Origin of the sequence: Nitrospira sp. (assembly GCA_005116745.1) — a bacterium.
GTDB lineage: Bacteria > Nitrospirota > Nitrospiria > Nitrospirales > Nitrospiraceae > Nitrospira_D.
The window spans coordinates 438976-451580 of record SWDS01000002.1 but is presented as its reverse complement, the minus strand read 5'-3'; the positions used below and the strand labels follow the sequence as shown (position 1 = coordinate 451580).

The window sequence follows — 12605 nt, the reverse complement described above, 5'->3', positions numbered from 1 at the left end:
TCCTAGGTTGTAAGAAAAAGGGACGGTATCTCACAGGAGGGAAGGAATCCAATGAAAAAAATACCAGTCAGCTATCTGCCGTTGATTCTTGGTATTATCGTACTGGGAATGCCAGCCTGTTCGAAGAAGGCGGTTCGATCTGGGGGTGATATTCAGGCGTTACAAGACGAGACGGCCAAGGGAGGGGGAAGCAAAGACGGAGCCGGTTCCAGTTTTCCCGATACGTCGTTCTCTGGACGTAATGAGTCGAACAACTTACGAGGGTTGGATCGCAATCCTTCGGAAGAACGGTTGGGTGGACATGCCGGTAATACAGGGAGTCCAGGCGGTGTTGGCCATGCCAATGTGATGGTTGCCAAAGCAGATTCCGGCGCGTCGGCCCGCCAGTTGGCTGAAATTCGCGCGGAGCAGGTGGCTTCGGTCGCTGCCGGACTTCGGGATGTCTTTTTCGCGTACGACAGTTTTTCAGTCACCGATGAAGGACGTCATGCCCTAGCTGGTGATGCGGAATGGGCCAGATCGAATCCGACCTCACAGCTCAAAATCGAAGGCCATTGTGATGAGCGCGGCACCTCAGCATACAATTTGGTGCTGGGTGAGAAGCGCGCGAAGGCCGTTCGGAATTATCTCGTCGAGCTGGGAGTGGCCCCCACATATTTATCGGTCGTCTCCTACGGCAAAGAACGGCCGTTCTGCACAGAACATACAGAATCGTGTTACTCGCAGAACCGCCGAGGACATCTCGCTGTCAAGGCAGAAAAGTAGTGAGCTGATTGCGCCGCTCGCCTGAACGTGCCCTGATCGTAGGTGGTCGGTAGGATCTCAGAACATGATGTTTCAACTACGAACCGCGCATGGTGTGCTCCTCGGTATTGCCGTGGGCGGTCTCATTCTGCCTGGATGTGTCGCGCAGCAGTCTGACCTGAAAAAAGCGGAAAAAGATCTTCAGCAGCAGCTGTCTCAGACCAGAGCCAGGCAGAGCCAGGAACTTTCAACCTTACGCGAACAGGAACTGCCGCAGCTGCGAGGAGAACTGGAAAAGGCTCTGCACCAGGCACGAGAGCTCCAGGGCAAACAGGAGGATTTTAAGCATCGGTCAGCCCAGTTGGAGCAGCAGACCAAAAAACTGGAACAATTAGCGGCCAAGCTCGAAGCCGACAGCAGCACACGGTATCTGTGGATGCAGAAGAGCTTCGAGACGCAGGACGTGAAGGTGTCGGCTCGGCTTGATGAACTATCGAAGGCCATGGAGGCGTTGAAAAAAGAGGTCATTGATGTCGTTCAGCGCACGAACGAGGGGTTAACCAAACGTATCGATGTCAAGCTGGAAGGGCATCAAAAAGAGCTGGCCGAGCACCAGAATAAGATTGAACAGATCTCTCAAAAGTTCACGCAGTTCAATCAGGCGCTCACGGGGTTTCGAGAGGCGCTGACCGGACTCAATGATCGCGTGGGCGACCATGAGCAGGTTATCAAGCATCTGACGTCGAGAATCGATAGCGACTCAAAAGCGACCGCGACCCATGCGGAAGATGTTAATAGAAGCATGGTGTCCATCTCAAGGGCGCTTGAAGCTGTTGGGAAAAAGGTCACGGCTCGTCTGGATGATCAGGACGGACGAATCGATGTCTTGGCGAAAACTCTTGAGCACGTATCCAATAAGCCTGCTCTTCTTCAGCAGGCTCACAAGCCAGTGCACCATTCCGCGCTAGGCCCCAATGAGCCCATCATGGACGGAGCGGAAGCCTCAAAGTTGTCTGCTGGGTCAGAGACGGCGGGTGGTTCGACAATAATTGTTCCTCCCCAAGAAGTACCAAAATTTGAACCGGCTCAGGCCAGCGCCGATCCACCTGATCGGGTTCGTTATGAGCGGGTGTTAGGGTTCTTTCGGGATGGGGATTTGGAAGGCGCTCGGCAAGGATTCACTGGATTTCTTGATGAGTATCCAAACTCCACTCTTGCGCCGAATGCCCGCTTTTGGCTGGGAGAGTCGCATTTCGGCAAGAAAGAGTTTCAACGAGCGATTGATGCCTACGATAAAGTGGAGATCGACTATCCTGGTAGCGAAAAAGTCCCCGCTGCAATCTTGAAGAAAGGGTATGCGTATTTGGCTCTGAAGGATAAAAGGCGAGCGTCATCCGCCTTCAAGCAGGTTGTCACACTCTACCCGAAAACGGTTGAGGCGGGAAAGGCTTCGGACAAACTGGTGCAACTTAAGGAGGTGCGGTAGCAACATGTGTGTCCGTACACTTGTATCCCGTTCTGCGGCATGGGGAGTATTGGCATCGACCGTCGTGCTTGCCGGCTGTGCCAAGCATGCCGATTTTATGGAAATGCGTAATCAGCTCTCGACTATCTCGCGAACGCAGGATCAGGATCATCAACGGGTGGATAGCGCGATGCGTCGATTGGATGCCGTCGAGAGGAGCAAGGAGACGGATCCAGCGAAGTTGCGATTCGATGATCTAGTAGCTCGCTTTCAAAAACTTGAAAGTCGATTGGCAAAACTGGAAGAGGTTGCCAGCCAGGTATCTGCCAAGGTGGATTCCCCGACTGAGCCGCGCGCTTCCAGGCCGGTCAAACAGATGCAATCTGTAGAGCCGACGGGGACGGTGTCTGGAATTACCCCGACATCCGCGTTCAATCTGGCCTATAATGATTATCTCAGTGGAAAGTACGAGCTTGCGGTCGCAGGGTTCCAACGGTTCATTAAGGATTTTCCCGGTACGTCTCTGACGCCGAATGCGCACTATTGGTTGGGAGAGTCGTATTACAACGTGAAAGACTATGGGCGGGCCATCCACACATTCGACTCTCTTGTGGCGGAATATCCAGGGAACGAAAAGGTGCCTGCGGCGCTGTATAAGCTTGGTTTAGCGACGGCTGAGACCGGTGATCTCCCTCGGTCAAGAAAGAATCTGAAGCGAGTGCTTGAAGAGTTCCCCTCATCGGACGAATCAAAGCTGGCCAAGAATAAGTTGGCCGAAATCCGATGATCGTCGCCGTGACGCGACATCCCCGCCTCATCACCGCCTGCTCATTCTTGAGGAGTATCGTGTCGTGCTGAAAACCGACGGCAGTAGTCGGATCTGTATTCTTCCAGAAGAGGTTATCGGTCGCATTGCCGCAGGAGAGGTGGTCGAACGTCCGGCGGCGGTTGTCAAGGAGCTCCTCGAAAACAGCGTCGATGCGGGAAGTCGGTCCATCACGATCGATGTGAAGGACGGAGGACTCTCCTTGATTCGGGTGACTGATGACGGGGAGGGGATGAGTCAGGAAGACGCCCCGCTCGCGTTTCAGCGGCATGCCACGAGCAAGCTCCGATCCGACCTCGATCTCTGGTCCATTCGAACAATGGGGTTTCGAGGCGAAGCGCTGCCAAGCATTGCCGCAGTGGCCCATGTTCGGCTGATGACGACGACTCGTTTTGCCGAAGTGGGGACAGAGTTGGAAGTTGTTGGGGGAGTGATCGGGAGGATTGCCGATGCTCCTCCGGTCCGGGGAACACGCATCGAAATCGCAGAGCTGTTCCACAATCAGCCGGCCCGGAAGAAGTTCCTGAAGTCGACCATCACGGAGTTCTCGCATATTAGTCGGGTCGTCCAGCAGGCATCGCTTGCCTGGTCGTCCATTCATTTCCGCTTGTCGCACAATAGCGCGGAGATCCTCAACTACCCGTCCGCTTCGTCAGATGATGATCGAATCGCGCAGGTCTATCGGCGCACCTTTCTCGACCACAGTCTTCGGATCAAGGCTTCGGTCCCCGGGGTTCAACTCAGCGGGTACATCGTGGATGCGGTCCATGCAAAGCCTGCTCGCATCCCGCAAGAGTTATTTGTGAACCGTCGTCCTGTGCGCAACGTGGCGGTGTCTCATGCCGTTGGGGAAGGGTATGGGGCATTTCTTGCCAAGGGGAGTCACCCGCGATTCGTGTTGTTTCTGGACATTGACCCGGACCGCCTCGATGTCAATGTCCATCCCACTAAACGTGAAGTGAGATTTTCTGATGGCGAGATGATTCACCAACTCGTCCGGCGAGCGGTCCGCCAAGCCTTGAGCGGCGGAAAGACCGATGAGCGTGGGAAGGCCTTGTTCGTAGAGTCCTCCGTCCGACGGATCTTGGGTTCTATCGTGACAACTCTCCCTGTAGCCGAATCCGTTGACGCGGCATCGGCAACTCTGTCGCCTGGCCAGGAAGCCCAATTGCCGTTAGTGAGCGAAGCGGCGGAGCCCTACGTACGAGTGCCTTCAGCTGAGGTGACTGTACTGGGGCAAATCAATCGGACGTTCTTAGTCGCTCAAGTCGGCGGTGACCTGACGGTGATCGATCAACACACGGCTCATGAGCGGGTTCTGTTTGAGCGACTCTATCGCGCGTGGACGACCCGTGGTATTCAGGCCCAGCCTTTACTGATCCCTGATCCGGTCGAATTACCGCCACTGCAAACGGCGGTGCTTCAGCGTTACCAACATGACCTGGAACGGTTGGGAGTGGACATTGAACCTTTTGGTTCCTCAACTGTGTTGATCAGGGCAATTCCCGTCGGTCTCGGCAAGATCGATCCAACTACATTTCTGCAGGATCTTTTGGATGACCTCACGCAATGGGACAGTGTTCCCGGTCTGGAGGCACGCGTGCGATCAGTCTTGGCATCGTTGGCGTGCCACGGCGCGGTTCGGGCCGGGCGCTCGATGAAATCGGAAGAAATCAAGGTTCTGATTGAGGACTGGCGTACTGAAGGGGAGATCACGACCTGCCCGCACGGGCGGAGAACGTCCTTCCGACTTAGCATCACAGACCTCGAGAGAATGTTTGGACGAGTTGGTTGGTAAGCTGTGTTGCGCGGAAGCGGCGACCGACAGTGGTCGAGCGCGCGGTGCTGCGGTGCATATGATTAATCTGTTTCGGCAGCGCTGACGTGAACATGCTATCAGAAGGTGTGCGTCACCACCGTCCTTTGGTTGTGCTCCTCGGACCGACAGCCGTCGGAAAGAGTCGGGCTGCATTGTTGGTGGCCAAACATTTCAGTACCGAGATACTGACGGCAGACTCTCGTCAGGTGTATCGAGGGATGGATATCGGAACGGATAAACCGACTGCGGAGGAGTGTCGGGATGTGCCGCACCGACTGATTGATGTGGTCGACCCCAGCGAAACGTTCAACGCCGGTTGGTATCGGCGGGTTGCGGTAATAGAAATCGAACGTTTATACAGTGCGGGGCGGTTACCCTTCGTTGTGGGTGGAACGGGGTTATATCTCCGAACCTTGGTGCGGGGGTTATGTCCAGCGCCCCAGGCCGATCTTCAGGTACGGGGAGATCTCAAGAAATTGAGAGATGAACGGGGGCGAGACGGTCTCTATGCAGAGCTGATGCGCATTGACCCCGAAACAGCAGCACGATTACACCCAAACGATGAATCCAAAGTCATGCGGGCGATAGAAGTCTATCGGCTATCGGGCCGCCCCCTGTCGACCATGCAGGCCGAACACAGGTTTCAGGAGGCTTCGTTTTCCGCTCTTCTGATCGGCCTTGAGCGTAGAAAAGAGACCCTGTATCGAAGGATCGAGGAACGAATCGATTGGCAGTTGACGCATGGAATGGTAGAAGAGACTCGAGCATTGCTTGATCGGGGATATGGGCGCGAGCTCGGTTCGATGAAAGGTCTCGGCTATCGCCAGATCGGAGCCTATTTGGCGAATGAGTACGATTACGCCGAAATGGTGCGTCGGTTCAAGCGCGACACGAGACATTTTGCGAAACGGCAGATGACCTGGTTTCGAAGCGAAGTGGGAGTTGCGTGGCTATTGATCGACGACAATGAGCCCTATGAGCGGACGGCGGAACGAGTGATCGCACGTATCGAGCAATTTATGTGCACACTGGGACAACAGAAACCGCTTGCTGTAGTGCCGCCAGCCTCTTAGTAAAAGGATCAGCATGAAGACAAAAAAACAGGATAAGCGGGTGACCGTTGGGGTGATCGGAGGCAGTGGACTCTATGACATTGAAGGGCTCACTTCCGCTCGGTCAGTCCGAGTTCGTACGCCTTTTGGAGCGCCGTCCGATGCGATTACTGTGGGGTCACTTGAAGGGATTCGAGTTGCCTTTCTTTCACGGCATGGGCGCGGCCATGTGTTGAATCCGAGCGAGATCAACTACCGTGCGAACATTTTTGCGCTCAAGTCTCTGGGGGTATCCCATGTGATTTCGGTCAGCGCGGTCGGTAGCATGAAGGAATCGATTCAGCCGGGCGACGTCGCTGTCCCAGACCAGTTTATCGACCTGACCAAACGGCGTGTCTCGACATTCTTTGACGACGGAATCGTGGCGCACGTCGCCTTCGGTGAGCCGATCTGTGCCGAACTGAGACAGGCTCTTCTGACGGCTGGAGAACACGTCGGCGCCCATCTGCATCGCGGTGGGACCTATCTCTGCATGGAAGGTCCGCAGTTTTCAACGAAAGCCGAATCACGCCTCTATCGGCAATGGGGCGTCGATGTAATCGGGATGACCAATATGCCCGAAGCGAAATTGGCCCGTGAGGCAGAGCTCTGTTACGCGACCTTGGCGCTGGTGACCGATTATGATTGTTGGCATGAGACAGAAGAAGCGGTCACCGTGGAGGCGGTGTTGGGGACGCTTCATCGGAACGTCGTGTTGGCCAAACAGATCCTGCGCGCGGTGATGCCCGCATTCACCAACCCTATCGAGTGCCCTTGTCATCGGGCATTGGATAGTGCCATTCTGACGGCGCCGAATCGAATTTCTTCAGCTGCCAGGAAGAAACTCTCCCTGCTCATTGACCGTGCGCTGTCACTAAAGAAAGGAGTTCGTTAGCCATGGGGAAGCTGTTAGTCGTGGGATCAGTTGCGCTTGATACGGTCAAAACGCCGTTCGGCGAAGGAACCGAGATTCTTGGGGGGTCAGCCACCTATTTTTCGACGGCGGCCAGTTTCTTCACGTCCGTCGCGCTCATTGCCGTCGTCGGAGAGGATTTCCCCCAACAGCATATTGCGTTTCTGAAAAGCCGTGGGATTGATCTCACGGGTCTTGAACAGCGCCCCGGGGCCACCTTTCGTTGGAAGGGGGAATACACGCATCAGCTGAACGAAGCGCATACCTTGGATACGCAACTCAACGTGTTCGAAACATTTCGTCCTCAGATTCCTGAAGCCTATCTCTCGCCGGACGTGCTGTTCCTGGGGAATATCCACCCGGAGCTTCAACTCGACGTGTTGCATAAAGTGAAACGTCCTGGGTTGGTAGCCTGCGACACCATGAATTTTTGGATCAACGGCCAGCGCGATGCGCTTTGGAAGGTATTGGAGAAGGTGGATGTGCTGATCATCAACGATGGTGAGGCGCGCGCATTGGGCCAGAATTCCAATCTGATGAAAGTGGCCAAGCTCGTGCTTTCCCGAGGGCCGAAGCATCTCATCGTCAAGCGGGGCGAGTATGGTGTGCTCATGTTCAACGAACAACAGATTTTCGGTGCGCCAGCCTTTCCGCTCGAAGACGTACGGGATCCGACCGGCGCCGGAGATACCTTTGCCGGTGGATTTTTGGGCTACTTGGCGGCGACAGGAAACCGGTCTCCGGAGGCCATGCGACAAGCCATTATCTTTGGGAGTGTGATGGCGTCATTTACCGTAGAATCCTTTAGTCTTGACCGATTACGAATCCTGGATTACAAAGAGATTCAGGCCCGGTTCGCCGAGTTTAAGCGGCTCACGCATTTTGAGGATGTTCGATGATCAGAGGCAATTGGATCTTCGGTCGGCAGCGAGCCTATCGCTTGCTGGTCTGTGTAGGCCTCCTCAGTCTCCTAGGTGGCTGCGCGACCGACAAAGACCTGATGCAAAAATCGCAAGGGCATTATCAAGAAGGTGTTGCGAGTCTCCCGGGAGATCGCCAACAGGCCTTCGTCTCGTTTCAGAAGTCCGTCCAGTTGAATCCGGCCAATAAGGAGGCGCGGTACGCGCTGGGACACGTGTATGCGCTGCAAGGCAAGTTGTCTTACGCAGAAGAGCAATTCCGGGCGGCGATCAAGGCCGATGAAACCTACTCCGAAGCGCAGACGTATCTAGGGCAAGTGTTGGCCAATCAGGATCGGTGGGACGAGGCGATTCAATTCTACCGGCAGGCGCTGGCCAATCCTCTCTATCCGACACCGGACCTCGCTCGGTTTCATCTCGGCCGTGCGCTGGCTCACCAGGGTGATCTTCAGGGTTCGATGGAGGCGTTGGAAGATGCCGTATCAGCGAGTCCTCCAAGTGTCCCACCTGCGATGACGCACCTTGAGCTCGGTCGGGTGTACTATAAAATGGGCTATATGACCAGAGCCCGTGACATTCTCAAGAAAGTAGCAACCTTAGATAAGAGTGGTGGAGAGCTGGCGGTGGCGGCAGCGGAGCTCTTGACGCGAGTGAAGTAGGAGACTTATGGAGTCGGTTGGAGAATTTTTCAAGCAAGTCCGAGAGACGAAAGGGTTGACGGTTGACGAGGTGGCCTCGAAAACCCGCATTCGCACGGATTTCGTCAAGGCGCTCGAGGACGGGAATTTCGCCAAGTTACCCGATCAAGTCTTCGCAAAGGGGTTTGTCCGTTCCTACGCCCGATCGCTGGGCTTGGATGAGGAAGATGCGATTCATCGCTTTATCCAATCTGCCGGATCTTTTTACGAAAAACAGGATGAGCGTGAGCGGCTCAAGGTGCGACAGATTGAAGAAGACCGGAAACGCCAGTCTAATCGGAAAGCCGTGACGATTGCGATCAGTATCGCCGTTCTGACGCTGATTTTTCTCCTCAGCCGAGAGCAATCATCGGTCTTTCGGCGTGGGACTGCTGAGCAAGGTTCGGCGACGAAACGCACGACCCAATCGGCGAAAGAAATTCCGTCCGCAACGGCCCGTGAGCCCGAACGTCCCGCCGAGGTTCCGAAACCGACCGAGATGCATGCCGGAGCCCCAAAGACAACAGTTGACACCCTGCCGAGACAGGAACCTGTCGCATCTGCTAGTGCAGTCTCACGATCAGAGCCGGAAACGGTTGTGATGGCCTCTCCCGGAAGCGATGGCCCGTTAGCTGGAATAGCATTGAACGCAACGGAGACTGTTGTGGACGGCCAGCTGGCATTAGACCTGGAAGCGACGGAGTTGAGCTGGGTCGTTGTGCAGATTGATAACGGGAGTCCTCAAGAGTCATTGCTCCGGCCTGGCGAAAAAGCTCATTGGAAGGGACAGGACCAATTCATCTTGACCCTTGGGAACGCCGGGGGAGTCAAGGCCGAACTCAACGGCAAACCTCAAAAGCCCTTCGGCCCAAGCGGCAAAGTCGCTCGGGACATCGTGCTAAAGCGGTAGCCCTTCGTCTCACCTCTTTCGTCATTTCTGTTTCCCGTCAATAAAGCACGCTTGTGTTGCCACCGATGCCCATGAGGCGTGGATGGAGTGGGTGAGGCGCAAAGGTGTCACGAAATCCATGAAAATCTGGAATGAGCCTACGGTGAACCACATAAGTGCCGACATTTGCTTGTCTCTTTTTGAGTTCATATTGGCACGAGGTTTGATCTTCTTTCGGTCAGAAGGAGACGGGAGTGAGTGCAAGATGAGCGATAGAGAGGGGGATGTTTTCTTGACAGAAATTCAAGGGCATTGGTATAGTTCGAGCGTTTAACTGGCTCTTGAAAATTGCGAAGACGAGTCGGCAATCTGGGGTGTCACTCCAGCTCAGTGGGTCCAACACAAAGGAGGACGTGTAATGGGGTATCTGTCCAAGTTTTTAAGTATCGCAGCAGCAGTGATGTTTCTCTCGGTCTCAGTCGTTGGGGCTGAAGAAAAAGAGCCGTTGAAGCCTCGCGTTCCGCCGGATCAGATGGCCGATGCCAAAGCGGTGAAGAATCCGGTTGCGTCCACTCCCGAGAGTCTTGCCAAAGGCAAGGCGATTTACGAGGGGAAGGGCACATGCTTCAATTGTCATGGTAAGCTCGGGGACGGTCAAGGTGAAGCTGGGAAGATCCTGAGTCCAAGCCCGCGGGATTTCACCAACTGCAAGTTCCATAAGAAACGGAAAGATGGTGAACTCTTCTGGGTTATTAAGAACGGCAGCCCCGGAACGGGGATGGTGTCCTTGATCCCTGCTGCGATCACGGAAGAAGAAGCCTGGTCGGTCATCAACTATGAGCGGAGCTTCTGTAAGGGCGAGTAGTTGCTGAGAAGCTTCTGGTGAGTCACAAGAGAAGGGTGGAGAGGCAACTCTCCACCCTCTTTTTTTTGCTCCCAGTCTGATTGCATGCGCACAGCTGTCTATCCCGGTCTCGTTCTTCTTTGCTTGGCTAGCCCCATATAGTTCCTCTACATCTGATGGAAGTGACGTGCAGAACCTCCATGGATCTGATCCCCTCATTTGGGGGGATGGTACAGACAATCATTGAATAGGAGCCTAAGGGGATTGCGTCATGGACACAAAAGAGGGTAGAGTTCGCGCGTTAGCCTACATATCTGTATACCAACTCACACGAGGTGACATACCACCAAGAGCCGTCGGTTTTTATCAATAGGAGGGCGACTATGGACAGCCTATGGCCGTGGGTGAAGTGCCGAGTACCAGTGGCAACAGCGACTTTTCTGCTTGCGTCAGCGGGAATCATTTCCAGTCCTGCTACCGAGAGGAGTTACGCCGGAGATCCTGCTCCACCGTCCGGCGTCGCGGCAGCGGACATCGAGTACAACGGTCGCATCGCTGTGAATGGAGAATCCACGACGGCGACTATTTCGACTCCAAGTAAAAAAGGCTCAGTGACCTTTGATGGCACGGCAGGCCAGCGGATCAATATCGGCTTCAGTGGCGTCACCCTCACACAGTTCAGAGTCCTCGTCCATGGGCCGGATGGTACGGCGGTGGCCACTCAGCCTTCTGCGGTAAAACACTATTATGCGACCATGTATCGGGAACCTTCCTCCCTGACGCAGGTCCAGACCTCCACGTCATCCTATCAGCTGACCGGTGATTCAGGGGCTGCCTGGATTTCGTCCAGCGAGATCAACGGCAGTAGTGTTGATCTCAAAGAATTGCCCGCGACAGGCACGTATACGATTTTCCTCGATCCGATGAGTGGGTACACAGGAAAAGTCACGATCACGGTTTCAAACGAGTTGGGGGGCGAAATCGTTCCTCAGGGATCGGCAGTATCGATTCCCATCAGCCGCAGCGGCCAGAATGCACGGTATACCTTCTCGGGCACAGGCGGACAAGCGGTCAGCTTACAGTTGAGTGATGTGACCATCCGGAGTGGGCACGTCGCCATCCTGAAACCAGACGGAAGCCCACTAAGCCAGCCAACCTCATTCGCAGGTGCAGGGGCTGTCCTCGATACTCAAGTTCTTCCGACTTCCGGAACTTACGCCATCCTGATCGATCCGGAGCTGAGTTACACGGGCAATGTGAAGCTTGCGCTCTACAACGCGCCGGACCTCACCGGTACCATCATGACCGACCAAGTGGCCGTGACGCCGACAGTGACCGTGCCGGGCCAACGAGCGATCTATACGTTCAATGGGACGGCGGGCCAGTGGGTGAATCTCGGTCTCACGGGGGTCTCGATCGCATCGAGCACCGTGTCGATGTTGAAGCCGGATGGCACCAAGTTGGCGTCAACAACGATTGGTCCAAGTGGCGGCAGTCTCGATCCGAGCACAGCATTGCCAGAGTCGGGTAGCTACACGATCGTGGTAGATCCAGTCAGCAACCACACAGGCAGCGTCACGCTCGCCCTGTCTTCTCCAGTCACTGGCACAATTGCGCTCGATGGAGCGCCGGCGATCGTCAGTCTCAACAAGCCAGGCAAGACAGCACGGTATACGTTTAATGGTAGTGCCGGGCAATGGGTGAGCCTCGGACTCACATCTGTGGGGCTCACGTCGAGCAGCATTTCGGTTTTGAGTCAGGAGGGCACCACACTCGCTTCAGCTGCGATTGGTACGGCGGGTGGATCGCTCGAAGTCCCCAATCCCTTGCCGACGACCGGGATCTATACCGTCCTCGTCCGTCCAGGTGGACCCTATACTGGCAATATGACGGTGACCCTCTCAACAGAAGTTGCGGACTCGCTGAAGATGAATGCCGCGTCTCGGATGATCATGATCAGCCGGGCCGGTCAGAATGGCCGCTATACGTTTGCTGGCACGGCGAACCAACAGGTCACGATCAAGGCCACTAACAATAAGTTCGGTAACGTGACCGTGAACCTCTACACGCCGAGTGGAGTCTTACAGGCTGGGGCCACGAGCTCAGCTGGGAGCTTCAATCTGAGTCCGGTGACCCTGGCGACTACGGACACCTACACGATCACGATCAATCCAGCGATGACCGACACAGGGAGTATTCAGCTACAAGTCACCAACCCATAGGGGTGGAGATTCAGCAGGGGCGAGTCATCGCCTCTGCTGAGATGATGACAGATTGAAGGAGGGTGGGAAGGTAACTTCTCACCCTCTTTTTTGTCACGAAATAATGATGGGCATGATGTTAGGGCGGGCAATATGTTCAGCATAGTGGAAGAGATTTAGGGCGCTTTGGAAGAGGTGAGCAAAGGAAGTGAGGTT

Annotated in this window: 11 protein-coding genes; all 11 read left to right on the top strand. The window is 55.1% G+C overall.

Features of this window, described 5'->3' with window-relative positions; all coding sequences use genetic code 11:
- The first annotated feature begins 51 nt into the window (after positions 1–51).
- Positions 52–765, top strand: coding sequence for a peptidoglycan-associated lipoprotein Pal (gene pal, locus E8D52_04200; GenBank protein ID TKB70256.1), 714 nt, complete (start codon positions 52–54; stop codon positions 763–765).
- A 64-nt stretch (positions 766–829) separates the two neighbouring features.
- Positions 830–2230, top strand: coding sequence for a tol-pal system protein YbgF (ybgF, locus tag E8D52_04195; GenBank protein ID TKB70255.1), 1401 nt, complete (start codon positions 830–832; stop codon positions 2228–2230).
- A 4-nt stretch (positions 2231–2234) separates the two neighbouring features.
- Entirely contained in the window at positions 2235–2996 is a 762-nt protein-coding gene (gene ybgF, locus E8D52_04190) for a tol-pal system protein YbgF (protein ID TKB70254.1), read from the top strand.
- Positions 2932–4833 carry a DNA mismatch repair endonuclease MutL gene (gene mutL / locus E8D52_04185; protein TKB70253.1) on the top strand — a complete coding sequence of 634 codons (1902 nt, stop codon included), beginning with the start codon at positions 2932–2934 and terminating at the stop codon, positions 4831–4833. Before ybgF (E8D52_04190) ends, mutL begins: the two co-directional genes overlap by 65 nt.
- Positions 4834–4919: 86 nt before the next feature.
- Complete coding sequence (gene miaA, locus E8D52_04180; protein TKB70252.1) at positions 4920–5927, top strand: tRNA (adenosine(37)-N6)-dimethylallyltransferase MiaA; 1008 nt, start codon at positions 4920–4922, stop codon at positions 5925–5927.
- Between the two features lie 13 nt (positions 5928–5940).
- Positions 5941–6840: an S-methyl-5'-thioadenosine phosphorylase gene (mtnP, locus tag E8D52_04175; protein ID TKB70251.1), complete on the top strand. Its 900-nt coding sequence runs from the start codon at positions 5941–5943 to the stop codon at positions 6838–6840.
- Between the two features lie 2 nt (positions 6841–6842).
- Entirely contained in the window at positions 6843–7757 is a 915-nt protein-coding gene (locus E8D52_04170; protein TKB70250.1) for a sugar kinase, read from the top strand.
- Positions 7754–8437 (top strand): tetratricopeptide repeat protein, encoded by a 684-nt coding sequence (locus E8D52_04165; protein ID TKB70249.1) that lies wholly within the window; start codon positions 7754–7756, stop codon positions 8435–8437. The genes E8D52_04170 and E8D52_04165 overlap by 4 nt, the downstream gene beginning before the upstream one ends.
- A gap of 7 nt (positions 8438–8444) precedes the next feature.
- Positions 8445–9365 (top strand): helix-turn-helix domain-containing protein, encoded by a 921-nt coding sequence (locus E8D52_04160; protein TKB70248.1) that lies wholly within the window; start codon positions 8445–8447, stop codon positions 9363–9365.
- 397 nt (positions 9366–9762) lie between these two features.
- On the top strand, positions 9763–10209 hold the full coding sequence (locus E8D52_04155; protein TKB70247.1) for a c-type cytochrome: 447 nt from the start codon (positions 9763–9765) through the stop codon (positions 10207–10209).
- A gap of 362 nt (positions 10210–10571) precedes the next feature.
- Complete coding sequence (locus E8D52_04150) at positions 10572–12410, top strand: hypothetical protein (GenBank protein ID TKB70246.1); 1839 nt, start codon at positions 10572–10574, stop codon at positions 12408–12410.
- Positions 12411–12605 lie beyond the last annotated feature (195 nt).

Coding starts and splice junctions, on each gene's coding strand:
- E8D52_04160 (TKB70248.1), top strand. CDS start 8,445: ATGGAGTCGGTTGGAGAATTTTTCAAGCAAGTCCGAGAGACGAAAGGG.
- E8D52_04165 (TKB70249.1), top strand. CDS start 7,754: ATGATCAGAGGCAATTGGATCTTCGGTCGGCAGCGAGCCTATCGCTTG.
- pal (TKB70256.1), top strand. CDS start 52: ATGAAAAAAATACCAGTCAGCTATCTGCCGTTGATTCTTGGTATTATC.
- ybgF (TKB70254.1), top strand. CDS start 2,235: ATGTGTGTCCGTACACTTGTATCCCGTTCTGCGGCATGGGGAGTATTG.
- E8D52_04150 (TKB70246.1), top strand. CDS start 10,572: ATGGACAGCCTATGGCCGTGGGTGAAGTGCCGAGTACCAGTGGCAACA.
- mtnP (TKB70251.1), top strand. CDS start 5,941: ATGAAGACAAAAAAACAGGATAAGCGGGTGACCGTTGGGGTGATCGGA.
- ybgF (TKB70255.1), top strand. CDS start 830: ATGATGTTTCAACTACGAACCGCGCATGGTGTGCTCCTCGGTATTGCC.
- E8D52_04155 (TKB70247.1), top strand. CDS start 9,763: ATGGGGTATCTGTCCAAGTTTTTAAGTATCGCAGCAGCAGTGATGTTT.
- E8D52_04170 (TKB70250.1), top strand. CDS start 6,843: ATGGGGAAGCTGTTAGTCGTGGGATCAGTTGCGCTTGATACGGTCAAA.